The sequence below is a fragment of the Ectobacillus sp. OTK genome (assembly GCF_059698935.1).
Genome location: NZ_AP048547.1, coordinates 417,501 through 432,156 on the forward strand (window position 1 = coordinate 417,501; position 14,656 = coordinate 432,156).

12 protein-coding genes, 22 tRNA genes, 2 rRNA genes and 1 pseudogene (1 of these 37 running past the window's edge) are annotated in these 14,656 nt (G+C 43.7%); 31 read left to right on the plus strand and 6 right to left on the minus strand.

The genetic code is table 11. The features are described 5' to 3' along the window. The 25 genes from AC6HZ4_RS02125 to AC6HZ4_RS02245 form a co-directional block, all read left to right on the plus strand. Nucleotides 1-1,389, plus strand: a 23S ribosomal RNA gene (locus AC6HZ4_RS02125); it begins 1,537 nt to the left of the window's first position. 58 nt (nt 1,390-1,447) lie between these two features. Then, nucleotides 1,448-1,563: ribosomal RNA gene (rrf, locus tag AC6HZ4_RS02130) — 5S ribosomal RNA — on the plus strand. 30 nt (nt 1,564-1,593) lie between these two features. Continuing rightward, nucleotides 1,594-1,668 (plus strand) — tRNA-Asn (locus AC6HZ4_RS02135). Between the two features lie 26 nt (nt 1,669-1,694). Next, nucleotides 1,695-1,769: transfer RNA gene (locus AC6HZ4_RS02140), tRNA-Glu, on the plus strand. Between the two features lie 6 nt (nt 1,770-1,775). Beyond that, nucleotides 1,776-1,851, plus strand: a tRNA-Val gene (locus tag AC6HZ4_RS02145). 7 nt (nt 1,852-1,858) lie between these two features. Then, nucleotides 1,859-1,943: transfer RNA gene (locus AC6HZ4_RS02150), tRNA-Tyr, on the plus strand. Between the two features lie 174 nt (nt 1,944-2,117). After that, a tRNA-Gln gene (locus tag AC6HZ4_RS02155) sits at nt 2,118-2,192 on the plus strand. Between the two features lie 10 nt (nt 2,193-2,202). Further along, nucleotides 2,203-2,286: transfer RNA gene (locus tag AC6HZ4_RS02160), tRNA-Leu, on the plus strand. A gap of 33 nt (nt 2,287-2,319) precedes the next feature. Continuing rightward, nucleotides 2,320-2,391, plus strand: a tRNA-Gly gene (locus AC6HZ4_RS02165). Between the two features lie 5 nt (nt 2,392-2,396). After that, nucleotides 2,397-2,482, plus strand: a tRNA-Leu gene (locus tag AC6HZ4_RS02170). Between the two features lie 31 nt (nt 2,483-2,513). Further along, a tRNA-Arg gene (locus tag AC6HZ4_RS02175) sits at nt 2,514-2,587 on the plus strand. Between the two features lie 6 nt (nt 2,588-2,593). Further along, a tRNA-Pro gene (locus tag AC6HZ4_RS02180) sits at nt 2,594-2,667 on the plus strand. 3 nt (nt 2,668-2,670) lie between these two features. Continuing rightward, nucleotides 2,671-2,743: transfer RNA gene (locus AC6HZ4_RS02185), tRNA-Ala, on the plus strand. Between the two features lie 7 nt (nt 2,744-2,750). After that, a tRNA-Ser gene (locus tag AC6HZ4_RS02190) sits at nt 2,751-2,838 on the plus strand. 23 nt (nt 2,839-2,861) lie between these two features. Then, nucleotides 2,862-2,938 (plus strand) — tRNA-Met (locus AC6HZ4_RS02195). Between the two features lie 18 nt (nt 2,939-2,956). Further along, nucleotides 2,957-3,032, plus strand: a tRNA-Asp gene (locus AC6HZ4_RS02200). Nucleotides 3,033-3,035: 3 nt separating this feature from the next. After that, nucleotides 3,036-3,108: transfer RNA gene (locus AC6HZ4_RS02205), tRNA-Phe, on the plus strand. A gap of 154 nt (nt 3,109-3,262) precedes the next feature. Further along, nucleotides 3,263-3,338 (plus strand) — tRNA-Thr (locus AC6HZ4_RS02210). 6 nt (nt 3,339-3,344) lie between these two features. Further along, nucleotides 3,345-3,417: transfer RNA gene (locus tag AC6HZ4_RS02215), tRNA-Lys, on the plus strand. A gap of 4 nt (nt 3,418-3,421) precedes the next feature. After that, a tRNA-Gly gene (locus AC6HZ4_RS02220) sits at nt 3,422-3,495 on the plus strand. A 21-nt stretch (nt 3,496-3,516) separates the two neighbouring features. Beyond that, nucleotides 3,517-3,590, plus strand: a tRNA-Ile gene (locus AC6HZ4_RS02225). 22 nt (nt 3,591-3,612) lie between these two features. Continuing rightward, nucleotides 3,613-3,688: transfer RNA gene (locus AC6HZ4_RS02230), tRNA-His, on the plus strand. Between the two features lie 58 nt (nt 3,689-3,746). Beyond that, a tRNA-Cys gene (locus AC6HZ4_RS02235) sits at nt 3,747-3,818 on the plus strand. Nucleotides 3,819-3,839: 21 nt separating this feature from the next. Next, nucleotides 3,840-3,920, plus strand: a tRNA-Leu gene (locus AC6HZ4_RS02240). Nucleotides 3,921-4,113: 193 nt separating this feature from the next. After that, nucleotides 4,114-5,235, plus strand: a complete 1,122-nt coding sequence (locus tag AC6HZ4_RS02245; RefSeq protein ID WP_497493393.1) for a type II asparaginase — start codon at nt 4,114-4,116, stop codon at nt 5,233-5,235. Between the two features lie 190 nt (nt 5,236-5,425). Here AC6HZ4_RS02245 and AC6HZ4_RS02250 read toward each other — a convergent pair whose 3' ends face one another. Further along, nucleotides 5,426-5,572, minus strand: coding sequence for a BH0509 family protein (locus tag AC6HZ4_RS02250; RefSeq protein WP_497493395.1), 147 nt, complete (start codon nt 5,570-5,572; stop codon nt 5,426-5,428). A 221-nt stretch (nt 5,573-5,793) separates the two neighbouring features. Next, nucleotides 5,794-6,210, minus strand: coding sequence for a pyridoxamine 5'-phosphate oxidase family protein (locus tag AC6HZ4_RS02255; protein ID WP_497493397.1), 417 nt, complete (start codon nt 6,208-6,210; stop codon nt 5,794-5,796). Nucleotides 6,211-6,357: 147 nt separating this feature from the next. Between AC6HZ4_RS02255 and cax the strand changes: the two genes are divergently transcribed. The 3 genes from cax (at nt 6,358) to AC6HZ4_RS02270 (ending at nt 8,993) form a co-directional block, all read left to right on the plus strand. Beyond that, nucleotides 6,358-7,413, plus strand: a complete 1,056-nt coding sequence (gene cax / locus AC6HZ4_RS02260; RefSeq protein ID WP_497493399.1) for a calcium/proton exchanger — start codon at nt 6,358-6,360, stop codon at nt 7,411-7,413. A 78-nt stretch (nt 7,414-7,491) separates the two neighbouring features. Next, complete coding sequence (locus AC6HZ4_RS02265) at nt 7,492-8,106, plus strand: YczE/YyaS/YitT family protein (protein ID WP_497493401.1); 615 nt, start codon at nt 7,492-7,494, stop codon at nt 8,104-8,106. Nucleotides 8,107-8,222: 116 nt separating this feature from the next. After that, nucleotides 8,223-8,993, plus strand: coding sequence for a YfkD family protein (locus AC6HZ4_RS02270; protein WP_497495569.1), 771 nt, complete (start codon nt 8,223-8,225; stop codon nt 8,991-8,993). 160 nt (nt 8,994-9,153) lie between these two features. Here the strand turns inward: AC6HZ4_RS02270 and yfkAB are convergent, their stop codons facing one another. After that, nucleotides 9,154-10,278 carry a radical SAM/CxCxxxxC motif protein YfkAB gene (yfkAB, locus tag AC6HZ4_RS02275; protein ID WP_497493403.1) on the minus strand — a complete coding sequence of 375 codons (1,125 nt, stop codon included), beginning with the start codon at nt 10,276-10,278 and terminating at the stop codon, nt 9,154-9,156. A gap of 229 nt (nt 10,279-10,507) precedes the next feature. Here yfkAB and AC6HZ4_RS02280 point away from each other — a divergent pair, with 229 nt between their 5' ends. Continuing rightward, nucleotides 10,508-10,684 carry an SE1561 family protein gene (locus tag AC6HZ4_RS02280; RefSeq protein WP_497493405.1) on the plus strand — a complete coding sequence of 59 codons (177 nt, stop codon included), beginning with the start codon at nt 10,508-10,510 and terminating at the stop codon, nt 10,682-10,684. A 328-nt stretch (nt 10,685-11,012) separates the two neighbouring features. Beyond that, on the plus strand, nt 11,013-12,545 hold the full coding sequence (locus AC6HZ4_RS02285; protein ID WP_497493407.1) for a fumarate hydratase: 1,533 nt from the start codon (nt 11,013-11,015) through the stop codon (nt 12,543-12,545). 67 nt (nt 12,546-12,612) lie between these two features. Here AC6HZ4_RS02285 and AC6HZ4_RS02290 read toward each other — a convergent pair whose 3' ends face one another. Continuing rightward, on the minus strand, nt 12,613-13,050 hold the full coding sequence (locus tag AC6HZ4_RS02290; RefSeq protein ID WP_497493409.1) for an Hsp20/alpha crystallin family protein: 438 nt from the start codon (nt 13,048-13,050) through the stop codon (nt 12,613-12,615). A gap of 195 nt (nt 13,051-13,245) precedes the next feature. Between AC6HZ4_RS02290 and pdaA the strand changes: the two genes are divergently transcribed. Then, nucleotides 13,246-14,040: a delta-lactam-biosynthetic de-N-acetylase gene (gene pdaA, locus AC6HZ4_RS02295; protein ID WP_497493411.1), complete on the plus strand. Its 795-nt coding sequence runs from the start codon at nt 13,246-13,248 to the stop codon at nt 14,038-14,040. 26 nt (nt 14,041-14,066) lie between these two features. Here the strand turns inward: pdaA and AC6HZ4_RS02300 are convergent. Beyond that, nucleotides 14,067-14,225, minus strand: a pseudogene (locus AC6HZ4_RS02300) (VanZ family protein); the annotation flags it as partial. A gap of 68 nt (nt 14,226-14,293) precedes the next feature. Then, the gene (locus AC6HZ4_RS02305; protein ID WP_497493413.1) at nt 14,294-14,623 is read right to left on the minus strand and encodes a PadR family transcriptional regulator; all 330 of its coding nucleotides are present in this window, start codon (nt 14,621-14,623) and stop codon (nt 14,294-14,296) included. Nucleotides 14,624-14,656: the final 33 nt, after the last annotated feature.

Consider the following 14,656-nt stretch of genomic DNA (forward strand, 5'->3'; position numbering starts at 1 on the left):
AAGCAGGCAAATCCGCTTACCGTAAAGGCTGAGCTGTGATGGGGAAGCCCTTTATGGGCGAACTCCCTGATTCTACGCTGCCAAGAAAAGCTTCTAGCGATGGTAAATGGTGCCCGTACCGCAAACCGACACAGGTAGGCGAGGAGAGAATCCTAAGGTGAGCGAGAGAACTCTGGTTAAGGAACTCGGCAAAATGACCCCGTAACTTCGGGAGAAGGGGTGCTCTTCGTAAGGAGAGCCGCAGTGAATAGGCCCAAGCGACTGTTTAGCAAAAACACAGGTCTCTGCGAAGCCGCAAGGCGAAGTATAGGGGCTGACACCTGCCCGGTGCTGGAAGGTTAAGAGGAGAGGTTAGCTCCAGGCGAAGCTTTGAATCGAAGCCCCAGTAAACGGCGGCCGTAACTATAACGGTCCTAAGGTAGCGAAATTCCTTGTCGGGTAAGTTCCGACCCGCACGAAAGGTGTAACGACTTGGGCACTGTCTCAACCAGAGACTCGGTGAAATTATAGTACCTGTGAAGATGCAGGTTACCCGCGACAGGACGGAAAGACCCCGTGGAGCTTTACTGTAGCCTGATATTGAATTTTGGTACAGCTTGTACAGAATAGGCGGGAGCCTGGGAAGCCGGAGCGCCAGCTTCGGTGGAGGCGCCTGTGGGATACCGCTCTGGCTGTATTGAAGTTCTAACCCGCGCCCCTTATCGGGGCGGGAGACAGTGTCAGGTGGGCAGTTTGACTGGGGCGGTCGCCTCCTAAAGTGTAACGGAGGCGCCCAAAGGTTCCCTCAGAATGGTTGGAAATCATTCGAAGAGTGTAAAGGCATAAGGGAGCTTGACTGCGAGACCTACAAGTCGAGCAGGGACGAAAGTCGGGCTTAGTGATCCGGTGGTTCCGCATGGAAGGGCCATCGCTCAACGGATAAAAGCTACCCCGGGGATAACAGGCTTATCTCCCCCAAGAGTCCACATCGACGGGGAGGTTTGGCACCTCGATGTCGGCTCATCGCATCCTGGGGCTGTAGTCGGTCCCAAGGGTTGGGCTGTTCGCCCATTAAAGCGGTACGCGAGCTGGGTTCAGAACGTCGTGAGACAGTTCGGTCCCTATCCGTCGCGGGCGCAGGAAATTTGAGAGGAGCTGTCCTTAGTACGAGAGGACCGGGATGGACGCACCGCTGGTGTACCAGTTGTTCTGCCAAGGGCATCGCTGGGTAGCTATGTGCGGACGGGATAAGTGCTGAAAGCATCTAAGCATGAAGCCCCCCTCAAGATGAGATTTCCCATAGCGTCAAGCTAGTAAGATCCCTGAAAGATGATCAGGTTGATAGGTCTGAGGTGTAAGCGTGGCGACACGTGCAGCTGACAGATACTAATCGATCGAGGGCTTAATCATAATTACACAGCGCAGCGTGTTATCTAGTTTTGAAGGAATATCCTTCAAAGAAAATAGGCCTAGTGATGATGGCGAAGAGGCCACACCCGTTCCCATACCGAACACGGAAGTTAAGCTCTTCAGCGCCGATGGTAGTTGGGGGTTTCCCCCTGTGAGAGTAGGACGTCGCTAGGCTGGCCCAAAAGGCTTAAAAATAATTCTTATTCCGCAATAGCTCAGCGGTAGAGCAATCGGCTGTTAACCGATAGGTCGTAGGTTCGAATCCTACTTGCGGAGCCATACTTTCATTGATTAAAAATTTCTTTGGCCCGTTGGTCAAGCGGTTAAGACACCGCCCTTTCACGGCGGTAACACGGGTTCGAATCCCGTACGGGTCACCAACATATGGAGGATTAGCTCAGCTGGGAGAGCATCTGCCTTACAAGCAGAGGGTCGGCGGTTCGAGCCCGTCATCCTCCACCATACAATTGGAGGGGTAGCGAAGTGGCTAAACGCGGCGGACTGTAAATCCGCTCCCTCGGGGTTCGGCGGTTCGAATCCGTCCCCCTCCACCACTATTTTGTGTATAAAATTTAGAATATTGTGAAAAGATAGTAGGAGATATCGTCTGATTTATCTTTGTTTTATGCAGGTCATTCTAATGAAGCAAAGTTGAAACAAACGAAAATCATCCTGCGATGAAGATTCACGTAGTGAATTCGAAGATGTATAACATGAAGTTGTATCAATGGGCTATAGCCAAGCGGTAAGGCAACGGACTTTGACTCCGTCATTCGTTGGTTCGAATCCAGCTAGCCCAGCCATATTTTTTTTGCGGGTGTGGCGGAATTGGCAGACGCACCAGACTTAGGATCTGGCGCCTTTGGCGTGGGGGTTCGAGTCCCTTCACCCGCACCATTTACAATTGTATATGATTACAGTGTTTGTCATGCGGAAGTAGTTCAGTGGTAGAATACAACCTTGCCAAGGTTGGGGTCGCGGGTTCGAATCCCGTCTTCCGCTTTCATGCCGGGGTGGCGGAATTGGCAGACGCACAGGACTTAAAATCCTGCGGTAGGTGACTACCGTGCCGGTTCGAGCCCGGCCCTCGGCACTGTTTCATACAATAATATGTTTAATAACATGCGCCCGTAGCTCAATTGGATAGAGCGTCTGACTACGGATCAGAAGGTTATGGGTTCGAGTCCTTTCGGGCGCGCTTGAACGGGAAGTGGCTCAGCTTGGTAGAGCACCTGGTTTGGGACCAGGGGGTCGCAGGTTCGAATCCTGTCTTCCCGATATGGGGCCTTAGCTCAGCTGGGAGAGCGCCTGCTTTGCACGCAGGAGGTCAGCGGTTCGATCCCGCTAGGCTCCACTTTTATGGAGGGTTGGTAGAGCGGCTTAATACACCGGTCTTGAAAACCGGAGACGGTAACACGTCCGTGGGTTCAAATCCCACACCCTCCTCCATTTTATAGTAAGTATATTATCATCGCGGGGTGGAGCAGTCTGGTAGCTCGTCGGGCTCATAACCCGAAGGTCGCAGGTTCAAATCCTGTCCCCGCAACCAAAATGGCGCAACCAAAATGGTTCCGTGGTGTAGTGGTTAACATGCCTGCCTGTCACGCAGGAGATCGCGGGTTCGATCCCCGTCGGGACCGCCATTTGGCTCGGTAGCTCAGTCGGTAGAGCAGAGGACTGAAAATCCTCGTGTCGGCGGTTCGATTCCGTCCCGAGCCACTTTTATATTGCCGGCTTAGCTCAATTGGTAGAGCACGACCGAATATGCTTCGAAGAATTACTTCAGCGTACTCATTGAGCCGCATCTTGAATAAACTTTCTGAAATGAGGACGACGAACAAAAACTATCGTCCGGGCAATAAAAATATATTACGCCGGCTTAGCTCAATTGGTAGAGCAACTGACTTGTAATCAGTAGGTTGGGGGTTCAAGTCCTCTAGCCGGCACCATTCTATGAGCCATTAGCTCAGTCGGTAGAGCATCTGACTTTTAATCAGAGGGTCGAAGGTTCGAGTCCTTCATGGCTCACATTGCGGGTGTAGTTTAATGGTAGAACTTCAGCCTTCCAAGCTGATAGCGTGGGTTCGATTCCCATCACCCGCTCCATTATTTTATATTTTATTACATGGGCCTATAGCTCAGCTGGTTAGAGCGCACGCCTGATAAGCGTGAGGTCGATGGTTCGAGTCCATTTAGGCCCATTTTATTGATTCTAATATTATGGCGGTTGTGGCGAAGTGGTTAACGCATCGGATTGTGGCTCCGACATTCGTGGGTTCGATTCCCATCAATCGCCCCATCTTACTATATATGTTTCACAAGAATGGCTCATAAACAGCATACAGCTTTCTGTTTATGGCGGCATAGCCAAGTGGTAAGGCCAAGGTCTGCAAAACCTTTATCCACCGGTTCGAATCCGGTTGCCGCCTTTTTAACATATACAATATCGTGCCGATGTGGCGGAATTGGCAGACGCGCACGACTCAAAATCGTGTTCCTCTGGAGTGTCGGTTCGACCCCGACCATCGGTATCAAATAAATTTGTTATAGGATTAAGACTTTTCGAATGTTCGAAGAGTCTTTTTTTGTTTTTCGAAAGAATTAAGGTCCCTGCTTCATGGAAAAAGTAGAACAGAAGCTCAAATGTTAATGCAGAGAAAAATACTTAGAAAATGTATTTTTTCGCATATCGTTATAAATTAACGAAGAAGGAGAAAAGCAACCATGAACCTTAAAAAGTATGTAGTAACCACTTTTTTATTAGGCACATTAGTGTTGTCAGGATCTATCGCAGCTACTCATAGTTCAGCGAGTAATAATCCAACGGCAGAGGAGGTAGAAGCAGCCTCAGTAAATCCAAAGTTAAGGAATGTGAAAATTTTAGCTACTGGAGGAACGATTGCAGGTTCTGCTGCATCTCATACTGATATAACCGATTATCAAGCAGGAGCACTTGATGTTGAAACACTAATTCAAGCTGTTCCTGAATTAAAAGAAGCAGCAAATGTAAGTGGCGAACAAATCGTTAATATCGAAAGTAACAATATAAATAATAAAACTTTACTAAAGTTGGCGAAGCGAATTAATGAGTTATTGAAGTCTAAAGATGTAGATGGAATTGTTGTTACGCATGGAACAGATACCTTAGAAGAAACTGCTTATTTTCTAAATCTTGTCGTAAAAAGCAACAAACCTGTCGTTATTGTTGGATCAATGAGACCTGCTACAGCTCTAAGTGCAGATGGGCCTTTAAACTTATATAATGCAGTGAAAGTTGCTGCTAGTGAAGAAGCTAAGAACAAAGGGGTTTTAATCTCGTTAAATGATCGAATTGGTTCTGCACGTTATATAACAAAAACCAATACAACTACGACAGATACATTCCAATCCGAGGAACAGGGTTATTTAGGAGCAATTGCAGGAAATAAAATATATTTCTACAATGAACCGACTCGTAAACATACGGCGGAATCCGTTTTTGATATATCGGAACTAGAGGAATTGCCTCAAGTGGATATTATTTATAGCTATCAGAATGATAATCGATATTTTTATGATGCAGCTGTAAAAGCAGGAGCAAAAGGAATTATAATCGCAGGCGAAGGAAATGGCTCGATTTCTGATTCTGCCCTTGAAGGGGCGAAAGCCGCAGCTGGAAAAGGGGTAATTATTACCCGCTCTAGCCGTGTAGGAAATGGTATTGTGACGAGAGAAAAAACTGATGATGAAAATAATTTTGTTACAGCAGACTCACTTAATCCTCAAAAAGCACGCATTTTGACAATGCTTGCATTAACAAAAACAGATGATCCAAAAGAAATTCAGCAATTTTTTAACGAATATTAATAAGTTAGGTTAGAATTTCCCGAGTATTAAAAATAAAGCGAATTGAACAGATCATATTTGCACCAGAACAAGTCCCTGCTTAATCAGACAGGGACTTGTTCATAGGATTCATATCATAAAAAGTCTCTTTTCGCCCCATTTCTGGGATGGAAAGAGACTTTTTTAGTATCCTTCAGCGGTAATTGCATTTTTATTCTGCAATTTCCTCTAAATGATAATACGCTACATTATAAATATGTTCTACTTCCTCATCTGTCATATACATTAACTGACTATACTGAAGCCCCTTTGTTTTTTGAATAAACTCAATCATATTTTTTCGCTCTTCTCTTCTCATCTTGTATTTCCTCCCCTTTACTGTCTTAATACAGTATATTTAACTTGATACTATTATATAACACATAGTGGAAAAAGTGCACTATTTTTTTTGAAAAATTGTCCATTTTTTTTTGTGAATTGTACTAATGCGACTGTTTACAAAGCGCATAGATATAAGAAAATAAGAATGGATCATCCTTATGTAGGACGATCCATTCCATGAGATGATTTTCTGTTATACTACAGTGTTAATACTTCTGGATGAGCGGTACCAGCTTTATCGATGTAGTAAATATTTTTCGGTTCAAGACGCAGCAGTACATAGTTTGGGTCTTCCGGTCCGTTCAGCCATGGTTTTAAGCTGTCGTTCCAAAATTGATTCTTTAATTGTGCACTATCTTCTACGTAAGCGTCTGCTTCTATTTCAATAAATTCCCCATCCCAGATTTTCTCTTTATGTCCGATGAGGACATGAACATTATTATTTTCCTTAATATCATCCAGCTTGCGAGATAGACGATCTGTTGCGACGTATAATATTAGGTCTTGGTGAAAAAACATCATAAAGCAGCTGTGCGGTTTATGATCACGGACAGTGGCAAGTACCCCTGTTTGCTGATTTTGTAAAATGCTTAAGATTTTTTCTTTTAGTTCCATGATTTCCAGACCCCTTTCTTTGTCCCAGTTCTTACTGTTTTCTAGAAAGGGCATTTTTAAACAAAAATTAAAATGAATTTTATTAAAATCGGAGCACAATAATGATACAATGAGATTCTTCATATTAATTGGAAAGGTTGGATTATTGTGGTAAATAAAATCTTTTTCTTATTAGCAGTAATCGGTGTGCCGCTTTCAATAGCAGGTAATGTACTGCATTGGCCCCAGACGCTCATGTTTGGTGTATATTGTCTCACAATCGTTGCACTGGCGAGCTTTATGGGGCGTGCGACGGAAAGCCTAGCTATCGTTTCTGGCCCGAGCATCGGCGGTCTTTTAAATGCTACGTTCGGAAATGCTGTTGAGCTGATTATCTCGATCTTCGCTTTACAGGCAGGTTTAACTGAGGTTGTGCTTGCTTCGCTAACGGGTTCTGTACTTGGTAACCTATTGCTCGTTGGCGGATTATCCTTTTTTGTTGGCGGTTTGAAATATAAGCGCCAAAGCTTTAATGTGTATGATGCTCGTCACAATTCAGCTCTTCTTGTTTTTGCTGTCATTGTTGCGTTTGTCATACCAGAAGTATTTTCTATGGGCATGGATGAAGAGAGAACCTTTACCTTAAGTATCGGTACATCTATTATCTTAATTGTGCTCTATTTAGCAGCGTTATTCTTTAAGCTTGTTACACATCGCGGTGTCTATCAGCATAAAGAAGAGGAAGCAGAGGAGCACGAGGAGCCGGAATGGAGTAAAGGAAGAGCACTGGCAATATTAGCGGTAGCAACTGCTGCGGTAGCTTATGTATCAGAAGCGCTCGTACATACATTTGAGACAGTCGCAGAATCATTTGGATGGACGGAGCTGTTCATTGGGGTAATTATAGTTGCTATTGTTGGGAATGCAGCAGAGCATGCATCGGCAATTATTATGGCTTATAAAAATAAAGTAAATATCGCAGTCGAAATCGCAGTCGGTTCTACGCTGCAGATTGCAATGTTTGTAGCACCGGTGCTCGTGCTCATTTCTTTATTCTCAACAGAGCAAATGCCGCTCGTATTTACAATGCCAGAGTTAATTGCGATGATTACTGCAGTATTTTTGACAATCTCTATTTCAAATGATGGGGACACGAACTGGTTTGAGGGCCTTACTCTTTTAGGGGCATATGTAATTATGGGGATTGGTTTTTATTTGCTTTAGAAATTCCTGGCCAAGGCTAGGAATTTTTTTGTATGTCGGTAATATGCTCTATTGTAGAAGGAAAAAAAGGAGAAAATCATGAAACTTACACGCTTGTTTTGTTTCATCACGGGAATTGCCATTTTAACGTTTGGAGCTAGTTTAACATTAAAGGCGAATTTAGGAGCAGGTCCCTGGGATGCTTTAGCGGCAGGACAAGCAAAAGTAACGGGCTTTACTGTCGGAACGTGGGTCATTATCAATGGTGTGCTTCTCCTATTTGTAAATGCCTATTTACTCCAGCAAAGGCCGCAATTTCTAGCTGCTGTCACATTTGTGTTTATTGGCATGATGATCGACTTTTGGCTGCTAAAGGTAATGAAGAATTGGAGCCCAGTTGGACTTGTGTATCAGGCAAGCACGTTGCTAACTGGAATTTTCATGCTTTCAGCAGGTGTGGCGATGTACCTGCAGTCACATTATCCAGCTAACCCAATCGACAATTTGATGATTGCTCTGCATAAACGATTCGGTGTTAGTTTAATGGTCGCAAAAACACTCGGAGAGATGGCTGCTCTTGTATTTGCTGTTTTACTAAAAGGACCGATTGGTATTGGAACGCTCGTAATCGCATTTACCATCGGCCCTAGCGTTCAATGGTGCTATCATTCAACAGAACGGTTTATGATGAAGATCAGCTCTATCTTAAGATAGGAGCTGATTTTTTTGTGGAAGAATGTTGGATAACAATAGAATGTAGAGAAAACAATAACAGTGATGAATTTTCCTTGAAAGGAGCACCAGGAATGAAAGGTGTAAAACATGTCTTTATGATTTCTCTTTTCTTGCTCGGCCTCGCTCATCCGGCATTTGCTGATGCGAAGCCAACTCATTTCAAAATCCCTGCGTCTGTCTTAGACATTTCCAAGGAGAATACGTATCCGAACCCGACGCAGGATTTGCCGCGTTTACAGCCGAGCGAGCTTGCAAAAAGTTTACTAAAAACATCGGAAATCCCGATTGAAAACCCGAATCTTATCCGTATGTTTAATGAAACATCAATATCGAATGCGCCCCTTGCCGTTGGATACCGTGCGAAAATTTATCTTGGGCAGTGGCCTTTGAACTACGAGTCAACAGAAACAACTGTGAACTGGGAATATCAGCAAATTAACCGCAATTTTCATGATAACCGCGGCGGCAGAACCTTTTTCCAGCTCCGTTATAATCAAGAAGCACAGCGTATTGTCCGAGGCGGCTTAACTGCCAATATACGCGGGTCGGATGATGTAAAAAAAATGATGCTACTAAAGGCAATGGAGAAAACGCAGCTGCCGCTTTCCTTCCAAACTGTAGTAGGATATGGCACGAAGCATAGCCGCGTGTATAATGTCGGGCCAAAAAATCTTGGCTATCTCTATGCATATGCTCCAGCTGTTAATGAAAAGGGCAAGGTAACATTTGGGGAAGTATACCTGGTGTTAAAAGGAAACCAACGTAAGCTTATGATCAAAAATGTAACGTCACAGGGAATTGGAGCATGGATTCCGGTGCAGGACCGCGTTTCCTTTGGCTTTATGACATCGCCAAATCCAAGATAGGAAAAGCGGACTCAACCGAGTCCGCTTTTTTACACTGTAAGAAAGAGTATAAATTTCTAGCTAGGAGTGTATTCGACGTAGTAGAAAATTTTAGGAATACAGTGTAAGTGCAACTACGCTTCTGTCTTCGCCTAACGGCTCGCCAGTCGGCGAGTTTTCTTTAGAAAACAAGCTTGGCTTTTTTTACAGTAAAGTCTTCATTCGGATAGTAGCTGTTTTTTACAAGCACATTCGGGCCGAGGCATTTCACAGCCGGACAATGACAGCTTAATTGCTTTGCTGTCTTCGATTCCGCCCATACGTTATAAGCCTCTTGTAAGGTGTTTGTCTGAATATTGCCAAGTGGCGGAACATCACCGAAGTCGGTTACGATAATGCTGCCGTCAAAAATGTTCACATTGAGCCGCGAGCGCCCGTCAGGGTCATTGCGGACTGTTACATTTTTACTGCGATATAATTTTTGCAGTACCTCTAGGTCGCGTTCATCAGAACTGCATGCATAAAATGGCAGCGTGCCAAAAAGCATCCAAACATCCTTATTTCGAATATCAAGCAGGTGAGAGACTGCTTCGCGAATTTCATCCTTTGTAAGAATTTCTAAATTGCTCGCGAAATCGCTTGGATACATTGGATGCACCTCGTGCCGCTTACAGCCCATTTCTTCTGTAATTTGCTTGTGAATACGCTCAATGTGCGGAAGCGTACGCTTGTTTAACATTGTTTCTGCTGAGACAAGCACACCCGCCTTTGAAAGAACCTTGCTATTTTCAATCATCCGTTCGAACAGCTTCGCCCGTTGCTCTATTGTTGGCTTGCGCTCCATCATTGCAAAGCCGCCCTCTATAAAGTCTTCCAATGTACCCCAGTTATGAGAAATATGCAGTACGTCCAAATGCGGTATAATTTGCTCATAGCGGGATAACTCTAATGTTAGGTTTGAGTTAATTTGCGTGCGGACACCGCGTTCGCGAGCATATTTTAAAAGAGGAACAACGTAAGATTGAACGGATGTTTTGGAAAGCATTGGTTCACCGCCGGTAATACTTAAGGAACGAAGTGAAGGAATCTCCTCCAATCGCTTTAGCAACAATGCAAGCGGCAAAGCATTCGGATCCTTTGGCTGCAGGGTGTAACCAACCGCACAATGCTCGCATCTCATATTACATATTGTCGTTGTTGTGAACTCAACGTTTGTAAGTGTCAGATTTCCGTACTCCTCTATGTCCATGTAAGCTTCCCATGGATCATAAGCGGGAGTAATCGGCTTGAGTTGTGATGTATTCATAGTAGAACTCCTTTATTGTAAAGTAAAGCTTTGTACGCGAGCCATTTTCTCACGCATGCTAGGAGAATAAACCTAGCTCTTATCAGCCAGCGCTGACTGATTGTAAGAACAAGCTAAAATATCCATACTTATCATAGAAGAATACAGCCAGTTTATAAACTGTTTTGTACAAAAAGTTTTTATCTTCTTTTATAATAGAAACAATGCAAAGAAAAAGGAGCGGATACGCATGGGAAATGCTGTAAACGATAAAGATTCACAGCTAGTATATTTGAAGGAACGCCTGAATATGTTCGTGGAGGTCATTGATACGATTGATCCAGAGGATATTGAGCTTGAGGATATCGATCGCTTGATCAGCATGTTGGATGATTTAGAGAGCAAGTGCGAGCAATTTAATAAATGATAAGGATTGAAGAAAGGGGATGCGTGGGCATTCTCTTTTTTATTTGAAAATATCGCTTTTGAGGTGTTGTCTAGTTCCTGTAGTCTGTTCCTGCCTTCAGAATAACCTCCCATATAAAGGACAAAACGCATCTTGTGTCCGAGAGAACAAACGGAGAGCCTGTATAAATCGGCGTCTGCTTTTCTCATTTGGGCATTAGTAAACCAGCCTTTGTTCGTTTTTTTGTATATCTTACAAAATAAAAACTTCTTCTGTTTTTTATGCAAATAGGAGTATAATCAAGTTGTGAAAGTTTTTAGGTAGCGTTCTCATTCAGGGGGGAAATGAAATGGAAAAGCTTCAAGAAAGCATGTATAAATTAATTGTCGATACTTCTACGAACTTGCCAAAGGACGTCCGCCGTGCAATTCAGCGTGCGAAGGAGAAAGAAAATGCGGGAACGCGTTCTGCAATGGCACTTGATACAATTACAAATAATATTAAAATGGCGGATGATAATATTTCGCCTATTTGCCAAGATACAGGAATGCCGACTTTTAAAGTGAAAACACCAGTTGGCGTAAATCAGCTTGTCATTAAAGAGGCAATTTATCAAGCGATTGAACAAGCGACCAAGGATGGAAAGCTTCGTCCGAATTCAGTTGACTCCTTATTTGGCAATAACAGCGGTAACAATCTCGGCGCAGGTACACCGGTTGTGAAATTCGAGCAATGGGAAAAGGACTACATTGATGCCCGCCTAATTCTAAAGGGCGGCGGCTGCGAGAATAAAAATATTCAGTACAGTCTTCCATGTGAATTGGAAGGCCTTGGCAAAGCGGGCCGTGACCTGGACGGCATCCGTAAATGCTTAATGCATGCTGTATACCAAGCACAAGGACAAGGCTGCAGCGCAGGTGTAATTGGTGTTGGTATTGGCGGTGACCGTACATCCGGCTATGAGCTAGCTAAGGAGCAGTTATTCCGCTCATTAGACGATGAAAATCCAATTCCAGAGCTTCGTCAATTAGAAGAGTACGTAATGGAAAATGCGAACAAGCTAGGCATTGGAACAATGGGCTTTGGAGGCGAAACAACACTTCTTGGCTGCAAAATTGGCGTGTATAACCGTCTGCCTGCAAGCTTCTATGTATCTGTTGCGTATAACTGCTGGGCATACCGCCGCCTAGGCGTTACAATCAGTCCGGAAACGGGAGAAATCATCGAATGGTTATATCAAGAAGGTGATGACACGCTTCAGCCAGCAGCGGCAGAAGTTGCAGCAGCTGCACAGGAGCAGCGTGAAATCGTGCTGCAGGCACCGATTACAGAGGAACAAATTCGCGGGCTCCGCGTTGGTGACGTTGTTACCATTAACGGTATGATGTATACAGGACGCGATGCGATCCATAAGCATTTAATAGACAACGACTGTCCGGTTGATTTGAATGGACAAGTGATTTACCATTGCGGTCCGGTTGTTATGAAGGACAGCGAAGGCAAATATCACATTAAAGCAGCTGGCCCGACGACAAGTATTCGTGAGGAGCCATATCAAGGCGACATCATGAAGAAATTCGGCATCCGCGCTGTTATCGGAAAAGGCGGTATGGGCGCGAAAACTCTTGCAGCACTTCAGGAGCACGGCGGTGTATACTTAAATGCGATCGGCGGTGCAGCGCAATATTATGCAGAATGTATTAAAGAAGTAGAGGGTGTGGACTTCCTTGAATTCGGTATTCCGGAAGCAATGTGGCACCTGCGTGTAGACGGCTTTAAAGCAGTTGTGACAATGGACTCTCACGGCAATAGCCTTCATGCAGATGTGGATAAAACATCATTAGAAAGATTGGCACAGTTTAAAGAGCCTGTGTTTAAATAAGAAAAGTGAAAATGACTGAGCGGGCTGCCGCTCAGTCATTTTTTTGTAAGTTCACTACATTTTTCTATTAATGGAATTCTACATTAATTCTTCTTTTTTGATTTTTCATGGACTTCGGCATTCTGACTTCTAGAACACCATTCTTATAAGAAGCCTTGACACCTATATTTGATACAGGGCTTGGAAGCGAAATTGAGCGATGAAAACGGCCTACATAACGCTCTCTTCGATGCATATTCTCCTCTTTCATTTCGTGAGATTTATGAATCGAGCCGCTAATTGTCAGCATGTCATTTTCAACCTCAATATCTACATCTTCTTTCTTCTCAAGCCCAGGAATATCACATGTAGCAATAATCTCATTTTCTGTTTCATGTACGTCAACTCGAATGCCGCCTAAACTGTGCTCATTTCCAAAGGGTGAAGGGAAATCGGTAAAGAAATGGTCGAATTCCTTTCGTATGTTAGCTAATTGTCTAAATGGATCGTATGGTATTAATGCCATTCGTAACAGCTCCTTTGTAATAAAGTTGAGGTACATCTTTATTATTTACGACAATTGAAAAAATACTGTAGCAATGTAATAGCACTTCTCCCTATAAATGGAGCAACAGAATGATATGGAAAAAAGTGTGCAGGATGAAGTGAAAATAGGAAACAAAAAATACGAGTACGAACCATTTTGGAAAGGAGACTCGGCATGAAAAAAAGCCTTTGCATCATGACCGTACTCGCATTGTTTTTAGCCATTGTGCCATCCTTTGCTTACGCTTACTCGAATCAAGCCAAGCATTGGGGTATTCCGCGTAACAAGGACGAAACGCCGCCTGACGCGGGGAAAGAGTTTACTTCCATTATTGAAAAATACGACGGTTTTTACCTTGGCAATACAAAGAAAAAGGATATTTACTTAACGTTTGATAATGGGTATGAAAATGGATATACAGCAAAAATTTTGGATGTACTAAAGGAGAAAAAGGTACCAGCCACCTTTTTTATTACCGGCCACTACATTAAGGACCAGCCTGAGCTTGTCAAACGGATGGCGAAGGAAGGTCATATTATCGGGAATCATTCATGGCATCATCCAGATTTAACGACAGTCGGAGATGAGAAATTCCGTGAAGAGCTCATTATGATTGAAAAGGCGGTGAAGGAGCTAACCGGCCAAAAGGAAATGAAGTACCTTCGCCCGCCGCGCGGAATATTTAGTGAGCGTACATTGGCAATTTCACGTGACATGGGCTATCATAACGTTTTTTGGTCGCTTGCATTTATTGATTGGAAAACCGAACAACAACGCGGCTGGCGATATGCGTATGATAACGTGATGAACTTGATTCATCCGGGTTCCATTATTCTTCTTCACTCCGTGTCCAGTGACAATGCGGAAGCACTTGGCAAAATCATTGAGGATTTACGGAAACGCGGCTATCAATTTAAAAGCTTAGATGACTTAGTAAGGGAGAAGTTTGGTCCAGAGGTGAATTATTAAAAGCCGCAGGCGGGAGCCTGCGGCTTTTACGTATGAACCGGATTTTTTGTTTGTTTTGCAATACGAAATTTGCGAAACACCTTCCAAATACCGTATCCGAGCAATGCACCAGTGACGTTAAGAATAATGTCGTCAATATCAAACACACCCGCGAGCGTAATGATTTGAAGCAGCTCTAAAAACAGTTCTCCCTTTTCTATATCTGACAAGTCTGTTTCATCGACAATGCGGTTCACGTATACTTCAAATTCTTTCATGTTAGTGCTCCTTTCCTACAGATTTGAATCAGCTCCGTAATTTGATCCCAAGCGGTTAATTTCTCCTGCAGTTCTAATCGTCCTTCTGCCGTAATACGATAAAACTTCCTTCTCATCCCTGCCTCTGAATCACCCCAATAGGACTCAATCAACTTCCTTTGCTCCATGCGTTTCAGGGCAGGATATAATGTTCCCTGGCTCATGCTGTAGGATTGGTTGCTATGCTGCTTCAGCTTCTGCGCAATTTCATAGCCGTATGTATCATGCTGCGAAATGATCGAAAGTAATAAAATGTCAATACTTCCTTTTAAAATCTCTTTATCCATATTTTATCACCCGATAAAAGTGTAACACGACAT

What these genes read in the sequence shown, in the direction of transcription:
- AC6HZ4_RS02280 (WP_497493405.1), top strand. Translation starts at nt 10,508, where the DNA reads ATGGGAAATGCTGTAAACGATAAAGATTCACAGCTAGTATATTTGAAG.
- AC6HZ4_RS02270 (WP_497495569.1), top strand. Translation starts at nt 8,223, where the DNA reads ATGATTTCTCTTTTCTTGCTCGGCCTCGCTCATCCGGCATTTGCTGAT.
- pdaA (WP_497493411.1), top strand. Translation starts at nt 13,246, where the DNA reads ATGAAAAAAAGCCTTTGCATCATGACCGTACTCGCATTGTTTTTAGCC.
- yfkAB (WP_497493403.1), bottom strand. Translation starts at nt 10,278, where the DNA reads ATGAATACATCACAACTCAAGCCGATTACTCCCGCTTATGATCCATGG.
- AC6HZ4_RS02305 (WP_497493413.1), bottom strand. Translation starts at nt 14,623, where the DNA reads ATGGATAAAGAGATTTTAAAAGGAAGTATTGACATTTTATTACTTTCG.
- AC6HZ4_RS02245 (WP_497493393.1), top strand. Translation starts at nt 4,114, where the DNA reads ATGAACCTTAAAAAGTATGTAGTAACCACTTTTTTATTAGGCACATTA.
- AC6HZ4_RS02290 (WP_497493409.1), bottom strand. Translation starts at nt 13,050, where the DNA reads ATGGCATTAATACCATACGATCCATTTAGACAATTAGCTAACATACGA.
- AC6HZ4_RS02265 (WP_497493401.1), top strand. Translation starts at nt 7,492, where the DNA reads ATGAAACTTACACGCTTGTTTTGTTTCATCACGGGAATTGCCATTTTA.
- AC6HZ4_RS02255 (WP_497493397.1), bottom strand. Translation starts at nt 6,210, where the DNA reads ATGGAACTAAAAGAAAAAATCTTAAGCATTTTACAAAATCAGCAAACA.
- AC6HZ4_RS02250 (WP_497493395.1), bottom strand. Translation starts at nt 5,572, where the DNA reads ATGAGAAGAGAAGAGCGAAAAAATATGATTGAGTTTATTCAAAAAACA.
- AC6HZ4_RS02285 (WP_497493407.1), top strand. Translation starts at nt 11,013, where the DNA reads ATGGAAAAGCTTCAAGAAAGCATGTATAAATTAATTGTCGATACTTCT.